The following is a 23728-nucleotide window of genomic DNA, read 5'->3' on the forward strand; positions in this document are numbered from 1 at the left end:
CGGCGTCGCACCCGGGATCAGCGCCAAGGCGGCCGGCGCTGCGGTCAGCGCCGCCACCGTCGCGGACCGCGCGCTGGTGCTCTCCCTCATCACCGGCGGGATAGCATTGACGCTCGCCTATTTCTCGATCCGCAAGTCGATCACCAAGCCCGACGACACGCTGCTGGAACGTTGGCAGGCGCAGTCCAGCAACGGCGAATTGGCCCGCCTGGAGCAGGAGGGCACTTTCGACAAAGCGGAGATCGCGCGCGCCACCGCGGAGGGCCAGCGTCCGTTCGCGACCCAGGCGCAGATCGACAAGGAGCTTGCGAAGCTGCCGCCCCGCCGCGAGGGCTGGTCGAAATTCTTTGCGGTCGCAACGCCGCTTGCCTTTCTTTGCGTCATCGCGGTGATGGTGCTCGCCAAGCTCGGCATCGGCCATGACCTCAAGGGCGGCGACGCCGCAGCCCTGGTCGGCGGCGTCGCCGCGATCCTGATGATCTGCGCATCCTTCATCACCGACAACCTGCGCAAGTTCCTCGACACCAGCGCCGATCACGTCACCGAAGGCTTCGTCTTCGCATTCAAGGCGATGGGCTCCGTGCTGCCGATCGCGGGCTTCTTCTTTCTCGGCGCCGAGCCGGGCCTGTCCGCGCCGATCCTCGGAGTGCCCGCGGCCCAGGCGCCAAGCCTCCTGTTCGAACTGATCCAAACCGCACAAGGCTGGATCCCGAGCAACGAGTTTTTCGTCGCCTTCAGCATCCTGATCTCAGGCATGATCACCGGCATCGACGGCTCGGGCTTTGCCGGCTTGCCGCTGACCGGCTCACTGTCGGGCGCGCTGGCACCGTCGGTCGGGATGGAGCCCGCGACGCTCGCCGCGATTGGTCAGATGGGCGCGGTGTGGACCGGCGGCGGCACACTTGTCGCGTGGTCGTCGCTGATCGCAGTGGCCGGCTTCGCACGCGTCCCCGTGTTCCAGATCGTGCGGACCGCGCTGGTCCCCGTCTTGACCGGGCTCGCGATATCGACCGCTTGCGCGGTCCTGATCTGGCATTGAGGAGAATCCCGTGACGATAATCGAAACGACCGCACGCAACTCGCGCCCCTCCGCGGAGGACACAGCGGGGATCGAGGAATTTCCCAACCTGATCGCCGGCGAGCGGATCCCCAGCGTCTCCGGCAGACTGTTCACGAACGTCAATCCCGCCGACAACGGCGACCTGGTTGGACGCTTCCAGCAATCCACCGCCGCCGAGGCAGAAGCGGCCGTCAATGCCGCGGCCGCCGCGTTCGAAGGCTGGAGGCGGACGTCGATCTCCAGGCGCGCCGCCATCCTGAACCGGGCCGCCGATCATCTCGAGGCGCGTGCGGATGGCATCGCGCGGGAGATGACGCGGGAAATGGGCAAATCGCTCGGCCTCGCCCGCGACGAGGTGCTGCGCTCGGCACAGACCCTGCGGTTCTATGCCGTCGAGGGACAGTCGCTGACCGGCGAGGTGTTTCCGAACGACGATCCGGACATGACGGTCTATACGCTGCGCGAGCCGCTCGGCGTCGTGTCGGTGATCACGCCCTGGAATTTTCCGATTTCGATCCCGGCGCGCAAGATCGCGCCGGCCCTCATCACCGGCAATACGGTGGTGTTCAAGCCGTCATCGGATGCGCCGCTCAGCGGCTATCGCCTGGCGGAAGCGCTGATTGCGGCGGGCCTGCCGAAAGGCGTGCTCAACTTCATCACCGGCAAGGCCGGCGAGATCGGGCCTGCGATCACCGAGCCGCCGGTGATCCGCGCGATTTCCTTCACCGGATCGACGACGGCAGGCGAACAGATCTGCCGCGCGGTCGGCTTCACGACCCGCACGCAGATGGAGCTCGGCGGCAAGAATCCGCTGATCGTGATGGACGATGCCGATCTCGACCTGGCGGTCGATCTGACCGTCAAGGGCGGCTTCTCGCTGGCCGGCCAGGCCTGCACCGGCACCAGCCGGGTGCTGGTCATGAAGCAGGTGCGGGCCGATTTCACGGCTCGGCTCCTCGCCAAGGTGAAGACGATCAAGATCGGCAGCGGTCTCGCGAGCGGAATGGAGATGGGACCGCTGGCTACGGCAAGGCAGCTCGACACCGTACTGCGCTATATCGCAATCGGAAAGCAGGAAGCGACGCACCTTCATGGCGGCGACCGGCTCACCGGCGCGGCCTATGACGGCGGATACTTCGTCTCACCTGCGATCTTCACCGATGTGACCCAGGACATGACGATCGCACGCGAGGAGATCTTCGGCCCTGTGATCGCGATCATCGAGGTCGACGATTATGCCGACGCGATCGCCAAGGCCAATGCCAGCGAATACGGCCTGTCGGCCGCGATAGTGACCCGCAACCCGCGCGTCATGCATGATTTCGCCAACGACATCCAGTCCGGCACCGTGAAGATCAACCGCACCACCACGGGCAATCTGATCAACGCGCCGTTCGGCGGATTGAAACGGTCGAGCACCTCGACCTTCCGCGAGTCAGGCCGTACCGGCCTCGAATTCTACACCCAGATCAAAACGGTCTACCGCGGCGCTTGAGCCGCCGTCGACGTCCACTCCAATCCCGAAAGACAGCGATGAAACAGTCGTTCAAGCTTGAACTTGCCGAAGCCCGCTACATGATCGCCGCGGCGATCCGAAAATCCGCCGAGATCGGCGTTGCTGAGACGGTCTGCGTCACCGACGAAGGCGGCTACCCGCTGGCGCTGGAGCGGATGGACGGTGCGCGGATCACCGGCCCGCAGATTGCCTGGAACAAGGCCTTCACTGCGGCCGGGCACAAGCGCTCCACCCATCTGTTCAACCAGCCGCCAAACGGACCGGCCCTCCCCGGCAATGAGGCCTTCGGCATACAGTGGAGCTTCGACGGAAAATTTGCCGTGTTCGTCGGCGGCTTTCCGATCGTCGTCGACGACGAGGTTGTCGGCGGCATCGGGCTGAGCGGCGGCAATGGCGAGCAGGACACCCAATGCGGCGTCGCGGCCCTGCAGGCCCTGCAGGAGCTGCTGCGCGGTCACCGCGTGCTGGTCGCGGCCGACATCAAGAAGTGACGGGCACCGCCGGGAACGACTGATGTCTCGCACCGAGACCTTCGAGCAGTTGCCCGACGAGCATATTGAGCTCATCGGCGTTGCCGGCGGCCCCGAAGACGTAACGATCGGGCCGCACAATGACCGCCGCGGCGCGGTGGTGCCGTATCCAGTCGGCGAACAGCCCGTCGCGCTCGACCACGCTCAGGATGCCGTCGGCGTCGGTGCTTTCGCCTGATGCGGTGATGACGACGCGCTCGCCGGCGAGATGCTGCCAGGCGGCGCGGGACGCGTCCGACAGCCATTCCATCGGCTCGGCGGTCGCCGTGACGATCGCAAATTCCGGTTTCAGCAGATCGTCGAGCCGGCATGTCTGCCCGTCCGGCGCCTGCACATGCGGCTGCACGAACAGCCGCCCGGCAAGATCACCATCGCGCGCGATCAGGCCGGAGACGAGATCGGGAATGAATTTCTGCCTGATGGTTTCGGCCGTGCCCGCCTTCAGCTCGGCGCGCAGGCGCAGGTCGCGTGCGGCCGCGGCCACCGGATCGAGCTCACCGATGATCTTGCCGAACTCCTTGGCGCTGGCGACGACGGCGCGCACATGCGGCTTGCGCTCGATCTCGTAGCTGTCGAGCAATGCCTCGTTGGCATCGCCGCGCAGCACCAGGCGGAGCTTCCAGGCCAGGTTCACGGCATCGCGGATGCCGGCGCACAGACCTTGCCCGAGGAACGGCGGCGTCTGGTGCACGGCATCGCCCATCAGCAGCACGCGGTGGTCGCGCCAACGCTGCCCGAGCAGCGCGTGAAAACGATAGACCGCCGAGCGCCAGATCGTCAGGTCGGAGATATCGGTGAAGCCCTTGAGCAGCTTCACCACATTGTCGGCTGCGCCGGCCGCTTCGGGATCCTCGCCCGGCAGCAGCTTGATCTCCCAGCGCCGCAGATTGCGCGGGCCCGGCACGAAGGTGCCGGGACGCGACGGCCAACAGTACTGAAAGCTCTTGGCCGGCCGCTTGGCGGGATCGCTGGTCAGCGTGTCGACCACCATCCACCATTCATCGAAGGCGAGATCATCCAGGCCGATACCGAGCTGCTTGCGCACGAAGCTGTTGGCGCCGTCGCAGCCGACCAGGTAGCGCGCGTGGATCGACAACTCCTCGCCAGACTCGCGCTGTGCGGTCAGCGTCACCGCGTCGGCGTCCTGCCGCAGCGCCACGCCGGCCGCAGCAAGGAACACATCGGCGTGCGGATAGTCGGCGAGCTTGTCGCGCAGCGCCTGCTCGAGGTCCGGCTGCACGAAGGTAACGTTCGGAATCCAGCCGAGCGGGAACGGCGGCGGCATCGGATCGAAGATCTTGATGATCTCGCCGTCGACGCCGAGATAGTGCGAGCCGTTATGCGGGGCGATTGCCTGCTCCATGAAATCGCCGAGCCCGATCGCCTGCAGCACGCGCAGCGCCTCGTGATCGAGCGTGATCGCGCGCGGCTTGTCATAGATCTCGGCGACGCGCTCGACGACGGCAACGCTCAGGCGGGCTTGCGCGAGCAGATTGGCGAAGATGGCACCGACCGGCCCGAGGCCGACGATAGCCACGTCATGGATGGAGTTCGCGACCGGGGCTGACATGCTACTTCGCCAGGTAGCTCTCGAGCGTCAGCGGCTTCGGTTTCACCTGCGCTTCGAAGAACGCCTTGAGCCGGTCGAGGTCGTCGTCCTGAAAGACCCGCAAGCCGAGCCGCGCGCAGACGGCGCCCTCGCCCTTGCGCAACACAAGGCTGTGATGACAGGCCTCCTCGACGCCGCGGAAATAGAGCGCGTCGCCCTCCTCCGCGGTCAGGATCAGCCCGATCACCTTTTCGTAGAACTGCCGGCTCGCCGCGAGGTCACAGACGGTCAGGACGACATGGCTCGCCCGTGTGATCCGAAACCCGGGTTCGTGGTTCGTGGTCGGGAGGCTCATGCGCAGCCTTCTGGTCTTGCCGTTCGCGGAAACCCTGGTCGTTGCCGACACATTGCGAAAAACCGGCGGTGGATCAAGCAGGGTGGCGCCGGGCAGTCTTTGCCCATCTGTGACGTCACACCGCTGGTCCGTGACGCCACGTCACGCGTTTGTATCGATTTGTTAGCAATGCCCGCCCGTGGAACTGAACCGGGTCCCCGCGGTGGCACGGTCCGTTGCAATAGTTCATAGTTTGTCAAAGGTTTGCAGAGAATTCTTCGCCACAGCGCCATGGCCAAACCGCGCAAGAACGTAGTGAGATGCGTACCTATCTCAGATCATATTTCGCGACCTTGTTCGCGGGTGACCTCGCCGCCTTCGGCGCACCACCGACGGATGAAGCGCTAGCCGGCCACATCCGCGCCGAGCAGGTTTCGCTCGTGCTCGGCTATTCCTTCGGCATCATGCTGGCCAATGCCTGCAACGCGCTGGTGCTCGCGGTTGCGCTCTGGCAATCGGCCGATTGGGCCTTCGCGCTGGTGTGGGCGGCCGCGGTGAGCAGCGCCGCGCTGTTCTTCGGCTTGCAGGCGCGCGCATCGCGCCGCATCGCCAAGCCGCAATTCGTGTCGCGCCGTACCATGTACCGGCTGGTGCGCAATGCGCTCGCGCTCGGCACGGCCTGGGGCGTCGTCCCCGTCGCCTTCTTCGCCAACGCGTCGAGCGGCGCGCAATTGGTGATCACGTGCCTGTGCGCGGGAATGCTGGCCGGCGGCGCCTTCGCGTTCTCGACGATCCCGATCGCCGCGATTGCTTTCACCGGACCGATCTTCCTCGGCACGGCGATCTGCCTCGGCAGGGACGGCGACTTCATCTATCTCCTGATGGCCGTGCTGGTCCTGGTCTACGGCTCCGTGCTGCTGCGCGGCGTGTTCCTCAACGCATTCGAGTTCAGGCGGCGGATCATCGCCCAGCATGAGGCCGAACGGACGGTGCGCCAGGATCCGCTGACCCATCTGCCGAACCGTGTCGCCTTCAACGAGGCGCTCAACGGCGCACTGAACCGGCTGTCGCGCTCGAGCGAGGAATTCGCGGTGCTGCTGCTCGATCTCGATCGCTTCAAGGAGATCAACGACAGGTACGGCCATCCGGCAGGCGACGAGTTTCTGGTGCAGGTTGCGGCCCGGTTGCAGCGTTGCACGCGCGCGGCCGAGCATGTCGCGCGGATCGGCGGCGACGAGTTCGCGCTGATCATGTCCAATTTGACCAGGCCCGAGGACGCGCTCGCGATCGCCGAACGGTTCGTCGCCGCCTTTGCCGACCCGTTCCCGATCGACGGCTTCGAGATCACCGGTGCGATCAGCCTCGGCATCGTGCTGGCGCCACGGGACGGCACCACCTCGCACGACCTGCTCAAGCATGTCGACATCGCGCTCTACCGGGCGAAGAAATCCGGCTCCGGCACGATCTGCTTCTTCGAGACCGGCGACGACCAATCGGCGCGCGACCGCCGCGCCCTGCAGCACGATCTGGAACATGCCATCGAGGCTGACCAGCTGTTCCTCGTCTACCAGCCGTTCCTCGACATCCGCAAAGGCCGCGTCACCGGCTTCGAGGCGCTGCTGCGCTGGCAGCATCCGACCCGAGGCCTGATCCCGCCGACCGTGTTCATTCCGATCGCCGAGGAGAGCGGGCTGATCCACCAGCTCGGCGAGTGGGTGATCCGGCGCGCCTGCGCGATGTTGTCGCGCTGGCCCGACGACATCAGGATCGCGGTGAATTTCTCCGCGGTCCAGTTCCAGAATGTGAGCATCCTGCAGACCATCGTCGAGGCGCTTGACGCGGCGAACGTCGCGCCGAACCGGCTCGAGATCGAGATCACCGAGTCGATGCTGATCTCGAAATACGGATCGGCGCCCGCAATCCTGAACGGACTGCTCGAGCTCGGGCTGACGGTCGCGCTCGACGATTTCGGCACCGGCTTCTCGTCGCTGACCTATTTGCGCAAGCTGCCGTTCAGCCGCATCAAGATCGATCAATCCTTCATCCGGGACATGCTGACCCAGCCGGATTGCGCCGCGATCGTCAAATCGGTGATCGGCCTCGCGCAAGACTTGCAGATCGGCGTCGTCGCCGAAGGCGTCGAGACCGCGGACCAGCTCGAATATCTGCGCCAGACCAGCTGCGACGAGGTCCAGGGCTATCTGATCGGCCGGCCGATGTCGGGCAGCGAGATATCAGCCCTGCTCGACCACGACCCGCAGCACTCGGTGCACGCAGCGTAAAGCGCGATGAAGTTTGGTTGAATCGGCTTGGCGCGGTCTTGGTTCACCTCTCCCCATTGGGGAGAGGTCGGATTGCGAAGCAATCCGGGTGAGGGCTCTTGCTCTCTCGTTAGACCGTAACCCCTCACCCGATTTGCTACGCAAATCGACCTCTCCCAAGGGAGAGGTGATCCTTCGCCGTTCCAGCTCAACCTAATATGATCACGCTTTAGCCCCGATCGAACGGTCGCGCCGCGAGTGCGCGCGTCAGATCGTGTCGGCGCGATGCAGGGTGTCTACCGTGATGGTGCCGCGGGCGCGCGAGACACACGCGCAGATCTTGCGGCTCTCCTGCTTCTGATGGTCGCTGAAGAACACGTCGCGATGGTCGATCTCGCCGTCGACGTCGATCACATCGAGCGCACAGACGCCGCATTCGCCGCGCCGGCAATCGCTCATCACCTCATGGCCGGCATCGTTGAGCACGTCCAGCATCGAGCGGTCGTGCGGGATCACGAACTCGGTTCCCTCTCCCCTGAGCCGGACGCCGAACGCCTCGGTCGGCAGCAGCCCGCTCGATCCAAAGGTCTCGTAGCGCAAGTCCGTCATCGGACGACCGGACGCTTCCCAGGCGCGCCGCGCCGCATCCAACATCCGCATCGGGCCGCAGAACAACGCCATCGTGTCCTGCGGTAGACTTGCGAAAACGCTGTCGAGGTCGAGCCGTCGGCCTTCGTCGCCGGCATGGACGATGAGGCGGTCGCCGAGCAGGCCTTCGAGCAATTCGAGATAGGCTGCATCGCTGCGCGTGCGCACGGCATAATGCAGCGTCACGCCGGCCTCGCGACGGGCCAGCGCCTGCGCCGCACCGACGATCGGCGTGATGCCGACGCCTCCAGCGATCAGGCAGAACTGCCGCCGCGTCCAGTCGAGCTGCACCAGCGAGGCGGGCTGCGTGATGTTGAGCCGCGCCCCCGGCGCGAGCGACCACATGTAGCGCGAGCCGCCGCGGGAATCCGCTGCATGCCGCACCGCGATCCGATAGCCCTGCGGATCGACTTCGCCGACCAGCGAATAGGATCGGGTCTGCGGCTGGCCGTCGATGGTGACGCCGACATCGATATGGCTGCCGACGGGATAAGGTGCGGCGGTGAAATGATCGGGCCGCAGCAGGAATTCGCGGATGCCGGGCGTGAGGTCGCGCACGGCGAGCAGCGTGGCGGATGTCCAGGTTTCGATGAATCGCATGGCGCGCTCCGTTCAGCCGGCCGAGATCAGCGCCAGCGCCGGCAGCAGATCGAGATGGGTGCGGTTGCGCAGCGCCAGCCGCAGATTGCGTGCCGCAAGCCGGGCATGCTCGCGCATGATCGCCTCGGCGCGCGCGCCCTCTCGGTTCTCAATGGCGTCGACTACCACGCGATGATGGTCCTGCCCGATCAGCAGGATCTGGCGTGCCTCGGGCAACGCCGATTGCGCCATCACGAAGCCGCTCGGCGAGGCGAACGGCAGCGCCGAAGCGCGGTCGATCTGCCGGATCAGCGGCGGACTGCGCGACAGCTCGGCCAGCAGCACGTGGAAGCGGGCGTTGAGCGCGACATAGGACGAAAACGCCTCCATCGAGATCGGCTCCTGCCGCACCAGGCCGTCGATCTCATCGAGGCATTGCTTCAGCGGCTCGAGATCGCGCGACGAGACGCCGCGCTCGGCGGCAAAGCGTGCGGCCAATCCCTCCAGCGTGCCGCGCAGTTCGATCGAATCGAGAATGTCGCGCTCGGAAAATGCCTTGACCATGAAGCCGCCGGACGGGATCGCCTCCAGCAGGCCTTCCTCCTCCAGCCGGACCAGTGCCATCCGCACCGGCGTGCGGGACACCCCGGTGACCTCGACCGCCTGCAATTCCGAGATGCGCTCACCCGGCCGCAGGCCGCCCGAAACGATCAGTTCACGCAGCGCGAGCTGCGCGCGCACCGTCTGCGACACTGAACGCTCGGCTTCGCGCTCCGCCATGCCGCCTACTCCGCTGCCTGCAGCTGCTGCGGCGGGTTTTCCTTCGCCACCATGCGGTCGATGACGCGCCGCGCCCACATCGCGCCGGCATCGATGTTGAGATTGTAGAACACGCGGTCCGGATTCTCATCCATCGCGCGCTGCTGCGCTTCCAGGATGATCTCGTCCTCGTGGAAGATGCCGGCAACGCCGTCGCGGATTTCGCTGGTGAGACGCTGCTCGGTGATGCGGTGATTGCGGACGAAGGCCCAGAAGTAATGGCAGGTCTTCTCGGTCTCCGGCGTGATGGTGTTGAGCACATAGCCGTTGACGCCCTGCGAGCGATCGCCCTCGGGCGCGCCCGATCCAGCCGGTGCGACGCCGACGTCGATATTGACGGTGCACGGCGCCTCGAAGCGGATGATCTGCCAGCGATCGACCGGACCCGGCTTCTGCAATTGCTTGGCCCAGAACGGCGGCGCCTCGATGCCCTGCATCCAGCGCGTCACGGTGACGGTCTTCTCGCCATGGGTGACGTCGAACGGCGCTTCGGCGACGGCATCGTTACCGATGCTCGAACCATGCACGAAGGTCTCGTGCGTTAGGTCCATGAGATTGTCGACGACGAGGCGATAATCGCATTTGACGTGAATGGTCTTGCCGTCGCCGGCCCAGGCCGGATCGTGGTTCCAGTGCATGTCGGGCACCAGCGCCGGATCGGCGAGCGCGGGATCGCCCATCCAGAGCCAGATGAAGCGGTGACGCTCGACGACGGGATAGGCGCGCACGCAGGCCGACGGATTGATCGTCTCCTGCGAGGGCATGAAGGTGCAGCGGCCCTGCGCATTGTATTTCAGGCCATGATAGCCGCAGACCACGGTGTCGCCATCGAGCCGGCCCTTGGAGAGCGGCACCAGTCGATGCCAGCAGGCATCCTCGAGCGCCGCGACCTCGCCGTCGCCCTTCCGGTACATCACGACGTGCTTGCCGCAGATCGTCCGCGGCAGCAGCGCGTGCTTGATCTCGGCATCCCAGCCGGCCGCGTACCAAGCGTTCATTGGAAAGGGTTTTGGCATTAGTCGCCCTCTTGGAATATCAGGGAATACTTTATGTATACATTATATCCCACTTCTTGGCAAATTTCAGTAATATATTACCTTTAATTCCATATATGTATACACTATCAAGGTAGTTGATACCCAGCGCAACCGACATCGCATGATCGACCGACTTTCCGATCGACACGATCGCACAGCGTTTGGGGGCTCGAGAGCCACGAGCGTCTCGTCCGCGCGTTCCGCCGCGCCGATAGCGCATCGCCCCGCGCCTTTCGGGGCCGGGGCGAAGAGACACTGAGATTGGCAGAGTTGAAGCGCAGGCAGCGCCGCGGGCTGGCGGCTTACGAGTTCGACGCCGAACGGCTCGAAGCCGACTGCGTGTCCTTGATGTTGATCACGACCGCAATGCGCTTGATCGTACCGTTGCGGTAGGCCTGCAGGAACCTGTCGTAGTGCTTGACCGAGATGCAGCCGTTGGAGTCGCCGTTCGGCCCGAGCATGTAGCTGTGGACCAGCAGACCGACACGCCCGAATGTGTCGCTGCCATCGACCGGGGTCATGCGCAGCGCGGGCACGCCGTGGAACAGCTTTTCGCGCGGCTTCATCTCATAGATGCCGGGCGGCGTCGCGCCGGCATTGCGGGCATTCACATGCGCCGGATCGTCGAGCAGATTGCCGAGGCCTGAATGCGCCTCGAACTTGGTGCCGTCGGGCATGTACACGATGCGGCCGGTGATGTCGTAGACCGCCGTGGTGCTGTCATAACCGAGCTTGCCGAGATCGGGGCTCGGACCGGACAACAAGCCGTCATTCGGATCGATCGACGCGAGCTGCAGCTTGCCCGGCATCATGTCGGCGATCTTCTGCAGGAACGTCCGGTTGTCGCCCTGCTGCACCGGCGCTTGCGGTGGTGGCGGCTGATCGTTCCGCGCGAGCAGATTGGCCTCGGCCGGCCGCGACCGCGGCATCGGCACTGCGGGCGACGTCGCCACCGTGGTCGTGGCGGCAACCGACGCCGTCGCCGGCTCGCTGCTCGGCAGTTCGGTCTGCGTGTCGCGCAGTTGGCCGCCCAGCGCCTCTTCGATCTGACCGAACTCGGAATTGAAATCGCCGCGGCTCGAACGGAATCCGCGGCGCAGTGGATAATAGAGCGAAGCCGTGTTGATCGTGGAGCGTGAGCCGAAGCGATCGTCGAAATTCAATGAGGCGGTGGTGTTGGCGAATGCCGGTCCGTGCAGCCAAGCGGTGGGATCGATGCCGGCCATCCAGGCGGCAAGGCCAGACGAGAGGACGAGCGCGCTCACGGCGAACGTCGTGCTGCCCACCAGAGACATGCCGCGGCTCGACTTACGCCCGGCAGCTTTCGTCGTACGTTGACCCATCATCCCCAAGTTCGGTGCTCTGGAGCCTGTTACCCGGCCCACGTGGGATTCACCGATCGCTCATCATATCAGGGAATTAGAGTAAGGCATAATCGAGACGAAGCCGGCAGCGACAGGTTTTTTAAACGTTTTTCGGATGGAAAGTGCCGGGGAATCAGCCTTGAATCAGCCCCGGACGGGCTGAAACGGCCAAAAAAGTCTCGATTCGGGACAATTCCGGCGACTCAGGCTATCTTTTCTTCCCGGAGGGTGAGGACCGGGACCGGCTTCCCGATCGCATAACCCTGGGCGTAGTCGACCCCGATCTGGCGCAGTTCGTCCAGGATCGCGAGGCTCTCGACGAATTCCGCGACCACCTGCTTCTGCATGATCTTCGCCGTCTTGGTGATCATCTCGACCATCGCGCGATCGACCTTGCTGTTCAGGATCTCCTTCACGAACGAACCGTCGATCTTGATGATGTCGACCGGCAGGTGCTTCAGATAGGCGATCGAGGACATGCCGGTGCCGAAATCGTCGAGCGAGAAGCTGCAGCCGATCTCGCGCAACCGCGCGATGAACTTCTGCGCCTCGTCGAGATTGGAGATTGCGCTGGTCTCGGTGATCTCGAAACACACCAAAGCCGGCGACACATCATGCTCGGCAAACAGCCCGGCGACAAAGTCGACGAAGTCGCCGTCGCCGATGGTGGCGCCGGAGAGGTTGATCGCGTAGCTCGCGATCTTGCGCGGGTGGTGCTTGCGCTCGGCGATGATCTCGAAGGCACGACGAACCACCCAGCGATCGATCAGCGGCATCAGCCCGTAGCGTTCGGCCGCGGGCAGGAAGCTGCCGGGCGGCACCAGGGCGCCGCTTTCGTCGCGCAGGCGCAGCAGCAGCTCGCGGCGGTCGTTGCTCTTCAGCGTGCCGTTCAGCGGGCGGATCTCCTGCTCGTAGAGGCAGAAGCGGCCCTCGTCCAATCCCTTGCGGATGCGATTGACCCAGCTCATCTCGGCGACACGCACCGCCATGCCGGTATCCGACGGACGGTGCTCCTGGACGCGGTTGCGTCCCTTGTCCTTGGCGAGGAAACAGGCGACGTCGGCGAGCCGCAACGCGTCCTGCACGCCGGCGCTGTCGGCGAGCCCGACCAGGCCGATGCTCGCGCTGATCCGGAAGCTCGAGCCCTCATGGACGAAGCTCGACTGCTCGACCACCGCCCTGATCCGCTCCGCGACGTCGGCCGCGGCCTCATGCGCGGCAGAGCCGTCGTCGCGCAGCAAAATACCGAACTCGTCGCCGCCAAGCCGCGCGACCAGCCCGCTGCAGCCGACCTCGGCCGCCAGCAACCTCGCCACCTGCTTCAGCAGCCGGTCGCCCGCCATGTGGCCACAGGTGTCGTTGACGATCTTGAACTGATCGAGGTCGATCAGCATCAGATCGGCGCCGGCGACCGGCGAGCCCGACATCGTCTTGTGCAGCTCGAACTCGAACTGCCGCCGGTTTGCGAGCCCGGTGAGGGCGTCATGGGAGGCGGCCCACGCCAATTCCTCGACCAGCCGCCGCTCGGCGGTCATGTCGTGAATGATCATGACGCGGCCGGCGGGCTCGCCGGCGTGCACGATCGGGGTCTCGACCACCGAGACCGGCACGCTGGAATGATCCGCGCGGACCAGCAGCCGCTGCTGCGGGCGGCTTTCGCCATCGACATCCGCGCTCTGGAACGATCCCTGCACCGGCTGCTCGGCGATGCTGAACAGCGATGAAAGCTGCCAGCCGGTCACGTCCTGCCCCGACGTGATCAGCCGCTGCGCGGCGGCGTTCATGTAGCCGACGCGATCGTCCGGCGTGGTCACGATGACGGCGTCGCCGATCGAAGCCAGCGTGAGCTGGGCGCGCTCCTTCTCGACGGCAAGCGCGGTCTCGGCAAGCCAGCGCCGCCACAGCATCCGCCGCGTATGGAACAGCACAATGCCGGCAAGGCAGGCCGCGATCACGAGATTGACCAGCAGCAGCAGCGCAGAGACCTGGCGCGACGCCTTCCCCAGATGATCGGAGAAATCGACGGCGAGCGTGGTCATCGCGGCGTCGACCGTGCCGATCCGCTCGGCCCAATGCTTGATGGTCGCAGCCGACGGATCGTGCAGCGCGGCGTCGTTCGCGGCATCGTTCCTGATCTCGATCAGCTGATCGAGCAGCGCATCCGAATTGCGCCATGCCGTCACCGCGCCGGCAACGTGGTGCATCTTGCGGAAATATTTGAACAGCCAGATCAGGCCGCCAATGTCGTCATCATGATTGCCTGCCTTGGCAAAAGCGACCCGGGCCACGGCATCGTTGTTGCCTGGCGCTTCCAGGGCGCGCCGCGCCGTGCGATCGGCCAGCGGCACCGCGATCGCGGCATCGAATTTCTGCAGATAGAGCGGCGCGCCGGTGCTGATATAGATCTGAAGGTCGTGAATGGCGTCCTTCTGCCCCTTCGACCAGAGGCTCTCGCCGGCAACATAGGCCCGCACCGCGGACATCACCTGCAGGCTGCCGACCGTCAGGCCGCCCATCAGCAGCACGATGGCCAGCAGAGGCCCCACCACGCGCCACAGTGACCAGCTTCGAAACGAAAAAAACATGCCCAATGCGCCCGACCCTGAAATTGTCGGGTAAGCCTAGGAATGGCGGCTTAACCTCACGTTGCAAAACGCGATGAGTTTGAAACGACTTGGTTGTAGTACAATTGCGTCAAACTTTACGCATGCCGACGATCCCCGCGGCGAGGCTCAGGAGCGCAATGTCGGCGACGTGTTCGGCGCCGGCGCCTGCTCCATCTCGGCCTCTTCGGGCAGCTTGTCGGCATGGACGGCAAGCGGCGTGCCGATCCAGAGCGGATCGTCGCGATGATCGCGGCGCGGATTGGTCGTGTTGGGATGGACCAGTATGCTCAGGCTGCCGTGGTTCAGCATCAGCCACGGCACCAGCGTCGGAAACAGCTCGGCCGCGAACGCCACCTGGTACATCGCCTGATCGTGCGGGCCGACCTTGACGTCGTGCCAGCGCCCGAGCGTGACCAGGAAGCGCTCGCCCATCCAGTTGCGCAGCCGTTCGGCCTCGCCCCGGCTGGTCGCGGGGTCGTAGTAGACATGGGCGTGGTAGCTCGCGATCTCGCCGATCGTCCGTGGCGCGTCCGTCATCTCACCTCTCCTCCGGCGGCGAGTCACTTCCGCCGCAGCACACTGAACTGGAACGACTGCGTCGCGCCCCAGGGCGTGACGTGCCGATGCGGCGCCTCGGCGATCAGCTCGAATGCCGGACCAATGGTCCGGCTGAGCGTTGCGGGATCATAGCGCGCTACCGGCAGACCGCTGCACTTCTCCGGTCCGTCCAGCGCGAAGGTGCCGATCACGGCGTGGCCGCCCGCCCTGACGCCGCGATGCAGCCGGTCGAGATAGGCCGCGCGATCGGTCTCCTCGACGAGAAAATGAAATGCTGCACGATCGTGCCAGATGTCGAAGGCCTGCTCCGGCTGCCAGACCGTCGCATCATCGGCGATCCAACGTACGTTGCCGCCCGCGACGCCGATCCGCTCCCGCGCGCTCGCCAGCGCCGCCTCGGAGAGGTCGAGCACCGTCAGATCGTGGAAACCACTCGCCAGCAGCGCATCGACGAGGCGCGAGGCCCCGCCCCCGACGTCGATGATCGCCGCGTCGCGGCCCGGCGCGATGGATTCGATCAGGCCCAGCGATGGCTGCGGGTCGGCCTGCGACCAGCTCACCTGCTGCTCACCCTTGGTCTGGTAGACGGTCTGCCAATGCGATTGGCGATCAGATGCAGTCATGGCGATCAGTCCCGACGGCGGCAGCAACCTGCGTTGCGCCCGATTAACCATGAGCTAGGCGCGGCGGTTTCCTACGTCAACCGGCAGCAGCAGGCACGCGCTGCGGCGCGACCGCAAATGCCGCATTTGCATCGCCGCATTTTCCCTCTAACCTGACGCCCAGGTTGAGATCGGGGCGCCCCGGGATGGCCAATTTCGGCTGGACACGCGTCAACAAGCCTTCACCCGCGGAGGACGCCGCCAGCGACTTGCGCGGCCTCACCGATCCCTGCGCGTTTCTCGCCGCGCTCGACAAGGTGGTGCCGCGTTATCTCGATCTCGCCGACAACGGCGTGCTGGTCTATCCCGCCTGCAAGCGCAAGTCCGGCGACCTGCTCGGCGATAACAGAGCGATCTGGGAACACACCCGGCTCGAAGCGATGCGCTATATTCCGATGGTGCCGCGGCAAGACACCTCGCTGCTGGCCGATCCATCCCGTCAACCCGAGATGATCGATGCCTTCCTGCGCCAGCGCGCGCACGACAACACCGTGGTCGATTTCACGGGCACCGCGATCGAGGACTACGGAATCGCGATCTATGCGGCGCTGAACTGGCTGAACCATTGCGGCGCCCTCGTGAGCGCCGATCCGCAAAAATTCTCCGGCACATTGCGAAGTTTCCGCAAGGTCATGGTGGTCGCCCGGCAATGGTGGGCGCTCGACGGCGCGGCGGAGCGCTGCCGGCAGATGCTGGAGGCGGGCCAGCGGCCACCGCTGGTGTTCTTCCTGCTATGGGCTGAGTGCACCAATCTGGCGCGAGAGATCGCGATCGCGGCGGCCGGTACGGCGGCGACCGAGGACAATATCTCGCGCATGCGCGCAGCCGATGATCCGGAAGAAATGACGTAGCGATGCCGGCGGCGTCCGGCCGTCAGGCAACAGGGTCCGCGTCGGCGGACACCACTTGCAGCTCCTTGGATTTGCGCGCGATCAAACGCCCCAGCTCGCTCTGCTTGTAGGTCTCGACGAACTTGATGGCGAAGCCGTTCGGCAGATGCCGCACCACGCGCCCGACGCAGGCGCCGATCGCAAGCGGCATGCCGATCGGCGGCTGCACCTCGGAGGACACCGCCGCGCCCGACAGCGACATGTCGATGATGAAGCAGCTCTGCATGGTGCCGTCCGCCAGCGTCAGCATCGCATGCGGCGCGACCGGCACGAACCGCGGATTGTTGCGCGCCTCGCGGACGCTCGGATCCTTTTGCTTCTTCTCGATCCAGGTCAGCTTGTCGGCGAACTTCTCGCGCATCGCATGCGTCATCTCGAGCTCGAGCAGGAAGCTGCGGCTCATCGTGTCGGTGATGCAGCCCTCGAACTTGCCGAACTCCTCGAAGTACGAGGTCAGCCGGTCGCCGATCTTGCCGACCACCGGAACGTCAACGATCATGCGGAACGGCGACACGCGCGTGGTGCGGCAGGCGAAGGTGCGCAGTTTGCCTTGCGCATCATACCAGTTCGGCAGCGTGTAGCTGCCGTTGACCGTGATCCTGACTGCGCGTTGCTTGAGGAACTTCTCGACGGACACGACTGGACCTCGCCCGAGGCGATGTGAGTGCACGGAGGTCGGGGGTTGACCGACATCCCGGGTCGGTCTGGTGGTGGGGACATCCGCTACCGACGCGATTGCAGCGGGAAGGCTGCGCGATGCGTCCCAGCGCGCCGCGGGGATCGCCCTGGCGCGCAGGTGCGTACAGTCGTACCGTCGAAAGACTAGGAAAAAGTTAAACCGCGACGGAGCGCGGCGGCGCACTCTATGGCGCAACCCTTTCGCAGCAGTTTATTTTGCCAGCCGTACAACTACCGGGAGAGTTGCCGCACGCCGATGCAATCGCGCCGTGCCCTAAACCGCCTGCCCCGGCTTGCGACCGGGTGCTAGGTTTGGACGAAATCAGACCGGACCCTCAAATGCCAAACATTCCAGATCGATCGCTTGCCGACGGCAAGATCCTGCAAAGCGTGGTCGACGGCGTCGGCGTCGTCACCTTCAACAATCCCGACAAGCGCAATGCGATGTCGCTGGAGATGTGGGAAGGGCTCGGCGAGGCGCTGACCGCGCTGCGCGACGATCCGGCCGTCCGTGTCGTGGTCCTGGTCGGCGCCGGCGACAAGGCTTTCGTATCAGGCGCCGATATCAGCCAGTTCGAGAAGACCCGCCATAACGCGGAAGCCTCCGAGGAGTATTCACGGCGCAGCGCCGCCCAGCGCGCCCTGCTCGCCGACTACCCGAAGCCGACGATCGCCTGCATCCGCGGCTTCTGTCTCGGCGGCGGCATGCAGGTCGCGATGCTGACCGACATCCGCATCTCCGGCGCAAGCGGCCAGTTCGGCATTCCCGCCGCCAAGCTCGGCATCGCCTATGGCTATGACGGCTTGCGCCATCTGGTGTCGCTGGTCGGCCCGTCCTGGGCGCGGCTGATCATGTATACGGGCATGCGGATCGACTCCGCGGAAGCGCTGCGGATCGGCCTCGTCGATCGCGTGCTGCCGGACGCCGAGCTGTGGGACGCGACCATGGAGATCGCCCGAACCATTTCGGGCAATGCGCCGCTGGCGATCAAGGCCGCCAAGATCACCATCGCGCAGGTGCTGGAGGATCCCGCCGATCGCGACATGGCCGCGATCAGGCAGATCGGCATCGACTGCATGGACAGCGCCGATTTCCGCGAAGGCCGCAACGCCTTCATGGAAAAGCGCAAGCCGCAGTTCAAGGGCCGGTAGCCATCCGGTGCCTCACATCCGGTGTCATCACCCGCGCATGCGAGTGATGACGGCGCTGGATGCGGTAGCGCTGTTGCCTGGCTGCGCGCCGGTACCGGACCAGAGCGCACGGCCCTGCCGCCACGCAACAAACTGTCGTCGCCCGGCTTGACCGGGCGATCCAGTATTCCAGAGACGATTGTTATTGAACCGAGAAGCCGCGGCGTACTGGATCGCCCGGTTGAACCGGGCGATGACAGGTGAGGATGACGACACCACTTGCACAATTTCGGAATATTGGAAGTGTATCCCTGAGTTGCCCGACGCGTCAAGTCGCCTGGTCGACCGCCGGCGGCTACTTTGCATGGGGTTGTTTTCGATATTTTGGCAGCGCCCTACTTCTTCTCGTGCACCGGCACGGTGTAATTGAGGATCAACCGCCCGCCGTCCGGATAGATGGTCTGGCCGGTGATATAGGAGGCGTCGCCGCTGGCGAGGAATGCCACGACGGAGGCGACCTCGCTCGGCTCGCCGCAGCGGCCGGCCGGGGTGCGCGACAGCACACTGCGCCGCGCGTCCTCCGACGAGAAGATTGCGGTTGCCACCATCTCGGTCAGGATCGTGCCGGGCCCGACCGCCACGACGCGAATGCCGTGCGGCGCCAGTGCCACCGCGGCGACCGAGGTCAGCTGCTTCATCGCGCCCTTGGACATCGCGTAGGTCGCAAGCGAGGGGATCGCGAGCAGCGCGTTGACCGAAGACATGTTGACGACGACGCCGCCACCGCCCTGCGCGATCATCTGGCGCGCCGCGGCCTGGACGCCGAAGAACGCGCCCTTGAGGTTGATCCCCATCACGTCGTCGAACTCGGCCTCGCTGATGTCGAGGAAATCGCGGTTGCGTGCGACGCCGGCATTGTTGACCATGACGTCGAGCCGGCCGAACTCCTTCACCGCCGTGGCGACGATGCGATCGACATCGGCGCGCTTGCTGACATCGGCCTCGACGGCCCGCAACCGATCCTCATGTCCGAGCTCGCGGGCGGCGTGGACGAGCCCGGCAGCGTCGACATCCGAGATGACGACCCTGGCGCCATCGGACAGGAAGCGCGCGGCGCAGGCCTTGCCGATGCCGCGCGCCGCGCCGGTGATGGCGACGACCTTGCCGGAATTCTTCATGGGAGTGCCTCCAGAGCAAAACTGTTCACGGAGCAATAGCGCATTGCGCGCCGGCAGGGAACGCGGCGGATTCTCCGCGCAACCTCAGGACTTGACGCGCGCGAGAATCTGGTAGGCTTCGATGCGCCAATCGGGACTGCGGGCGAAGTCCGGCGTTCTCTTCGATCCGAACACGTCCTCGTTGGCAAGATCGGCGATCCAGCCCTGCCGCTCGGCGGTACCTGATGCCGACCACGGCGTCAGCCCGGCCTCGCGCACGGTCTCCGCCACCTCGCGCACCTCCTCGGCACGGCGGCGGCCGTGGTCGATCACCCGCTGGAAGAAATAGGCACCCTGCTTCTCCCAGTCGATGCCAGGGAAGGTCTCCTTGAGCGAGGCAAGCACCGCATCCTCGACGCAGCTCACCGCCCTTCACCGTCTGGATGTGCGGGTGATTGCCAAGCACAGTGCGCAGCCGAAGTTTCTCCATGGCGACGAACTCCGCGGGGTCAGGTCAGCACTCGCCCTGGACTTGTGCCCGGCGCCTTGCGCGGCGCGAGCGTCCCCTGCTCGAGCGGCGCGGCCTGCAGGGCGGCGACAGTCGCGCGCACCAGTTCCTCGATGGCGTGGCCGGCATCGGTGCCGTCGGCACTGCCGCGCGACAGGCGCGAGACGCGCTCCGGCGTCACCAGCGTGTAGTAGAGCGCGCCGAGCAGGAAGTGACTGCGCCACACCAGGTCGGTGCGCGGAATATGCGGCAGGCTTTCATGGATCGCGTCGATGAAGGCATGGCTGGTGTCGTCGAAGGTCTGCGCGATGATCCTGCGCACCACCTCGTTGCCCTCGGCCGACATGATGGCGCGCAGCCGCGTGAACCGCGTCCCGCCGCCGGCAAGGTCGCTGCCCGAGGTGAAGGCCGGCAGCACATAGGCGCGCACGATCGCCTCCAGCCGGTCCTGCAGATCGCGCACCCGCCGTGCCGCTGCCAGGAGCTCGGAGCGCCGCCGGTTCATCGGGCCGCAATGGCGCCGATAGATCTCGAGCAGCAGGCCGTCCTTGGTCTTGAAGTGATAGGTCACGCTGCCTGGATTGGCGCCGGCGGCCTGCGCGATGTCGCGCACCGAGACGGCGTTGAAGCCGTAGGTCGAGAACAACTCCTCCGCCGCCGCGAGGATCGCCTCGCGCATGTTCGGCTTGCGGGTGCTGGCGGCGGCCTTCGCGTCGGGCTTCACGTCAGACTTGGCGGGTTTGCGGACCATATTTGTACCATCGTCCGAGTATTCAGCTCCCGTCAACAAGGCGGCCGACGAGCCTGTATCAGGACAGTTTGACCTCAGGCTCGGCGCGGCCGTGCGCGGCGGCATCGAGCAGAAAGGTTTGGCCGTGCCCGGGATCGGCCGCGCGCTGCGCATCGTCCATCTCCTGCCAGGCCGAGGTGACCAGCACACACGAGAAATCGCGGCCGACAAAGGCCGGGCAGCTCGATTGCTTGGCCGGCACCTTCAGCGAGCGCAGATGCCGGCCGACGGGATCGTAGACATCGACGCAGCCGCCGCCCCAGCGCGCGTTCCAGATCATGCCGTCGGCATCGACGATCGCGCCGTCGAGCCCGCCGAGGCCTCGATGTCTGATCAGGTCGATCGGCTCGCCGGTCGGCAACCCCGTCGATGGATCGAGCGGCACGCGATGCAGCACGTTGGTCGCGGTATCGGCGAAATAGCCGACATCGCCCGCAGGCGAAAAGCAGATCGCATTCGGGATCGTGATCCCGGGATAGAGCCGCGTGATGCGGCCCTGATGCAGCGCATAGATCGCGCCGGCGCCCTGCTCGGCCTGACGCCCCATGGTGCCGAGCCAGAAGGTGCCCGACGGATGCACGCGTGCGTCGTTGGAGCGCGTCAGCGCATTGTCGGCTTCGAGTGCGGCGAACAGCTCCATGCGACCGCTCGCGACTTGCCGCACATAGAGTCCATCCTCGGTCAGGATCAGCTGCCGCTCACCATCGATCCGAGCCAGCGCACTCGCCATCTTCGGCAGCTCGTGAATGACGGTGTTGCGGCTGGCAAAACGATGCTCGAACAGGCGTCGCGCGCGGATGTCGAACCACCATGCGGTGTCGGTCGCCGCGTCATAGGTCGGGCCCTCGCCGAGATGACAGCGCTCGGCCGACAGCACGGATGTCGGCACCTGTTCGATCGGCGGCTCGGCGGCTCGGTCGGTCATTGCGTCACTCACACGGTTGAAAAGCGGTAGACGATGCTGCGCCGATAGATCTGCCCGGGATCGAGTCGCGCCGACGGAAAGTCAGGCCGGTTCGGCGTATCCGGCCAGGCATGCGGCTCGAGGCAGAGCGCGTCGGATTGCCGGTACAGCCGGTCGCCCTTGCCGGCGGTCGAACCGTCGAGGAAGTTGCCGGAATAGAACTGCAATCCCGGCTGATCGGTGAACAGCTCCATCACGCGGCCGCTGTTCGGCGCCTCGAGGCGCGCGGCGAAGCGAAGGCCTGTGCCTGAGGCCAGGCAGAAATTGTGGTCATAGCCGCGCCCGAGCCGCAGCTGCTCGTCATTCATCCTGATCCGCGCGCCGATCGCCGTTGGCTTGCGGAAGTCGAACGGCGTGCCGTCGACCGGCCGCGGCGGGCCCGGCAGCGGGATCGCGGTGGCGTCCACGGCGAGGAAGTGGTCGGACGCGATCGTCAATCGATGATCGAGGATCTGCGCGCCCGAGCGGGCGCCCTCGAGATTGAAGAAGCTGTGATTGGTGAGATTGAGGCAAGTCGGCCGATCGGTCGTCGCCTCGTAGGTGACCGCGAGTTCCATCGGACTGCGGATGCGATAGGTCACGCGCGTCTCAAGATTGCCCGGATAGCCCTCCTCGCCATGCGGGCTCTCGCGTTCCAGCACCAACGTCGGCCCCGCATCATCTGACAGTTCGGCGATCCGCCAGAGCTTGCGATCAAAGCCCTGGGGGCCGCCGTGCAGCGCATTAGGGCCGTTGTTGGCGTCGAGTTTCACCGTCTCGCCATCCAGCATGAAGCGCGCTGCGGCGATCCGGTTGGCATAGCGCCCGATGGTCGCGCCGAAGAATTTGCGCTGCGCGAGATAGCCGTCGAGTTCGTCATGGCCCAGCACGATGTCGTCGCAATGCCCGTCGCGATCGGGCGTGAGCAGCGCTTGCAGCGCGGCGCCGAACGGAAGGATGGCGGCTTCAAAGCCGTGTTCGCCGCGCAACGTCACGCGCTCGACCACGGTGCCGTCCTGCAATGTGCCGAAGGGCGCGCGCGCAATGCCGGCTGATGTCATGTTCAGTCCTCGAACGCCTCGACGAGGCGCCGTCGCCCCAGCATGAAGCTATCGGCGACCAGCCGCAAGGGCGCGAGGTCGACGTCGGATTTTCCTTCCGACGTCAGCGCGACAAAACGGCGGTACAGCGCGGGATATTCGTCATCGGTGGCATCGACCACCAACCTGTTGCCATCACGCAGCTGCCTTCCGCCTTTCGACAGCGTCACAGGCCCGGCCTCGGTCTCACACACAACGTCCCAGCTCGGCGGCCCGGTCTGGCGGAAATCGAATTCAGCGCGGATCGGCAAGCCGTCCTCATCGGACAGTTCGATGTCCGCTGCAATCGGCCCCTCGCGATTGGCAGGAAAGTCCAACACCGCGCTCCTGACAAACACCTGTTGCGGCAGGATCTCGGTCAGGATCGACAGCGCGTTGATGCCGGGATCGAACACGCCGAAACCGCCGGCTTCGAAGATCCAGGTCTGGCCGGGATGCCAGACGCGGACGTCTTCCTTCCAGATGATGGTCACCTTCTTGATGGTCCGGCTCGCGAGCAGTTTTCGCGCCGGCCCGATCGCGGGCGCATAGCGCGAATGCCATGTTGCGAACAATGTCCTGTTCGCCTCATGCGCGGCCGCGATCAACGGCGCAAGTTCGCTCAACGTGGATCCCGGCGGCTTCTCCAGCAGCACATGCTTGCCTGCGGCGAGCGCGGCAGCGGCCAGCGCCTGGCGCAGCTGCGGTGGCGTACACAGCGCGATTGCATCGATCTCCGGCCCGTCGCGCAACAACTCCTGCAAATCGCGGAAGTACGGCAGGCCAGGCGGGGTTTTGACGGGATCGACCACCGCGACGAGTGCGGCGCCGGATGTCTTCGCGATTGCAGGCACGTGCTGCCGGCACGCGATCTCGCCGAAACCGACGATGGCGATGCGAAGCAGGTCGCTCATGGCCGTCCTCGCGTTGCTGCCCGCCTGGCCGGCCGATGCCGCCAGGCGAGATCATAGGCCGGCACCGAATACCAACGGCATGATGCGGGTTTGGTTGCAAACACGCAACTCCGCC

At 65.5% G+C, this 23728-nt stretch carries 21 protein-coding genes and 1 pseudogene; 6 read left to right on the forward strand and 16 right to left on the reverse strand.

Annotated features, from left to right (window positions below; translation table 11 throughout):
* The 3 genes from FNJ47_RS19575 to FNJ47_RS19585 all read left to right on the forward strand — a co-directional run.
* Positions 1-1039 (forward strand): hypothetical protein (locus FNJ47_RS19575; RefSeq protein ID WP_163155931.1); only part of this gene is annotated, 1039 nt, incomplete at its 5' end.
* Between the two features lie 10 nt (positions 1040-1049).
* Positions 1050-2555, forward strand: a complete 1506-nt coding sequence (locus tag FNJ47_RS19580; RefSeq protein WP_206685330.1) for an aldehyde dehydrogenase family protein — start codon at positions 1050-1052, stop codon at positions 2553-2555.
* 38 nt (positions 2556-2593) lie between these two features.
* Positions 2594-3067 carry a GlcG/HbpS family heme-binding protein gene (locus tag FNJ47_RS19585; protein ID WP_163155933.1) on the forward strand — a complete coding sequence of 158 codons (474 nt, stop codon included), beginning with the start codon at positions 2594-2596 and terminating at the stop codon, positions 3065-3067.
* Here the strand turns inward: FNJ47_RS19585 and mhpA are convergent.
* Positions 3057-4676, reverse strand: a complete 1620-nt coding sequence (mhpA, locus tag FNJ47_RS19590; RefSeq protein WP_163155935.1) for a bifunctional 3-(3-hydroxy-phenyl)propionate/3-hydroxycinnamic acid hydroxylase MhpA — start codon at positions 4674-4676, stop codon at positions 3057-3059. The two genes, FNJ47_RS19585 and mhpA, sit on opposite strands and share 11 nt — an antisense overlap.
* A gap of 1 nt (position 4677) precedes the next feature.
* Entirely contained in the window at positions 4678-5010 is a 333-nt protein-coding gene (locus tag FNJ47_RS19595) for a VOC family protein (protein ID WP_235999988.1), read from the reverse strand.
* Positions 5011-5309: 299 nt separating this feature from the next.
* Between FNJ47_RS19595 and FNJ47_RS19600 the strand changes: the two genes are divergently transcribed.
* Positions 5310-7271, forward strand: coding sequence for a putative bifunctional diguanylate cyclase/phosphodiesterase (locus tag FNJ47_RS19600; RefSeq protein ID WP_163155937.1), 1962 nt, complete (start codon positions 5310-5312; stop codon positions 7269-7271).
* 246 nt (positions 7272-7517) lie between these two features.
* Here FNJ47_RS19600 and FNJ47_RS19605 read toward each other — a convergent pair whose 3' ends face one another.
* The 7 genes from FNJ47_RS19605 to FNJ47_RS19635 form a co-directional block, all read right to left on the reverse strand.
* The gene (locus FNJ47_RS19605; protein ID WP_163155939.1) at positions 7518-8498 is read right to left on the reverse strand and encodes a PDR/VanB family oxidoreductase; all 981 of its coding nucleotides are present in this window, start codon (positions 8496-8498) and stop codon (positions 7518-7520) included.
* A 12-nt stretch (positions 8499-8510) separates the two neighbouring features.
* The gene (locus tag FNJ47_RS19610; protein ID WP_163155941.1) at positions 8511-9257 is read right to left on the reverse strand and encodes a GntR family transcriptional regulator; all 747 of its coding nucleotides are present in this window, start codon (positions 9255-9257) and stop codon (positions 8511-8513) included.
* A 5-nt stretch (positions 9258-9262) separates the two neighbouring features.
* Positions 9263-10312 carry an aromatic ring-hydroxylating dioxygenase subunit alpha gene (locus tag FNJ47_RS19615; RefSeq protein WP_163155943.1) on the reverse strand — a complete coding sequence of 350 codons (1050 nt, stop codon included), beginning with the start codon at positions 10310-10312 and terminating at the stop codon, positions 9263-9265.
* A 323-nt stretch (positions 10313-10635) separates the two neighbouring features.
* The gene (locus FNJ47_RS19620) at positions 10636-11628 is read right to left on the reverse strand and encodes a DUF2778 domain-containing protein (protein ID WP_163155945.1); all 993 of its coding nucleotides are present in this window, start codon (positions 11626-11628) and stop codon (positions 10636-10638) included.
* Between the two features lie 272 nt (positions 11629-11900).
* Positions 11901-14282: a putative bifunctional diguanylate cyclase/phosphodiesterase gene (locus FNJ47_RS19625; protein ID WP_163155947.1), complete on the reverse strand. Its 2382-nt coding sequence runs from the start codon at positions 14280-14282 to the stop codon at positions 11901-11903.
* Between the two features lie 147 nt (positions 14283-14429).
* Positions 14430-14840: a DOPA 4,5-dioxygenase family protein gene (locus tag FNJ47_RS19630; RefSeq protein WP_163155949.1), complete on the reverse strand. Its 411-nt coding sequence runs from the start codon at positions 14838-14840 to the stop codon at positions 14430-14432.
* A gap of 23 nt (positions 14841-14863) precedes the next feature.
* Positions 14864-15484: a class I SAM-dependent methyltransferase gene (locus FNJ47_RS19635; protein WP_163155951.1), complete on the reverse strand. Its 621-nt coding sequence runs from the start codon at positions 15482-15484 to the stop codon at positions 14864-14866.
* 185 nt (positions 15485-15669) lie between these two features.
* On the opposite strand from FNJ47_RS19635, the gene FNJ47_RS19640 reads away from it, so the two are divergent.
* The gene (locus FNJ47_RS19640) at positions 15670-16374 is read left to right on the forward strand and encodes a hypothetical protein (RefSeq protein ID WP_163155953.1); all 705 of its coding nucleotides are present in this window, start codon (positions 15670-15672) and stop codon (positions 16372-16374) included.
* Between the two features lie 22 nt (positions 16375-16396).
* On the opposite strand, the gene FNJ47_RS19645 is transcribed toward FNJ47_RS19640, so the two are convergent.
* On the reverse strand, positions 16397-17050 hold the full coding sequence (locus FNJ47_RS19645) for a PilZ domain-containing protein (RefSeq protein ID WP_163155955.1): 654 nt from the start codon (positions 17048-17050) through the stop codon (positions 16397-16399).
* 380 nt (positions 17051-17430) lie between these two features.
* Here FNJ47_RS19645 and FNJ47_RS19650 point away from each other — a divergent pair, with 380 nt between their 5' ends.
* Positions 17431-18243, forward strand: a complete 813-nt coding sequence (locus FNJ47_RS19650; RefSeq protein ID WP_163155957.1) for an enoyl-CoA hydratase — start codon at positions 17431-17433, stop codon at positions 18241-18243.
* A 374-nt stretch (positions 18244-18617) separates the two neighbouring features.
* Here the strand turns inward: FNJ47_RS19650 and FNJ47_RS19655 are convergent, their stop codons facing one another.
* The 6 genes and pseudogenes from FNJ47_RS19655 to FNJ47_RS19680 all read right to left on the reverse strand — a co-directional run bounded on the left by FNJ47_RS19655 (position 18618) and on the right by FNJ47_RS19680 (position 23613).
* Complete coding sequence (locus FNJ47_RS19655) at positions 18618-19400, reverse strand: SDR family NAD(P)-dependent oxidoreductase (protein WP_163155959.1); 783 nt, start codon at positions 19398-19400, stop codon at positions 18618-18620.
* Positions 19401-19484: 84 nt separating this feature from the next.
* Positions 19485-19796: pseudogene (locus FNJ47_RS19660) on the reverse strand (DUF1932 domain-containing protein); the annotation flags it as partial.
* Between the two features lie 92 nt (positions 19797-19888).
* Positions 19889-20638 carry a TetR/AcrR family transcriptional regulator gene (locus FNJ47_RS19665; protein WP_163155961.1) on the reverse strand — a complete coding sequence of 250 codons (750 nt, stop codon included), beginning with the start codon at positions 20636-20638 and terminating at the stop codon, positions 19889-19891.
* A 58-nt stretch (positions 20639-20696) separates the two neighbouring features.
* Positions 20697-21575 carry an SMP-30/gluconolactonase/LRE family protein gene (locus tag FNJ47_RS19670; protein ID WP_163155988.1) on the reverse strand — a complete coding sequence of 293 codons (879 nt, stop codon included), beginning with the start codon at positions 21573-21575 and terminating at the stop codon, positions 20697-20699.
* A gap of 35 nt (positions 21576-21610) precedes the next feature.
* A complete protein-coding gene (locus FNJ47_RS19675) occupies positions 21611-22681 on the reverse strand; it encodes an aldose epimerase family protein (RefSeq protein ID WP_163155963.1) in 1071 nt (356 codons plus the stop codon).
* Between the two features lie 2 nt (positions 22682-22683).
* Positions 22684-23613, reverse strand: coding sequence for a Gfo/Idh/MocA family protein (locus FNJ47_RS19680; RefSeq protein ID WP_163155965.1), 930 nt, complete (start codon positions 23611-23613; stop codon positions 22684-22686).
* Positions 23614-23728: the final 115 nt, after the last annotated feature.

The sequence above is a fragment of the Bradyrhizobium uaiense genome (assembly GCF_010811875.1).
GTDB classification, from domain to species: domain Bacteria; phylum Pseudomonadota; class Alphaproteobacteria; order Rhizobiales; family Xanthobacteraceae; genus Bradyrhizobium; species Bradyrhizobium uaiense.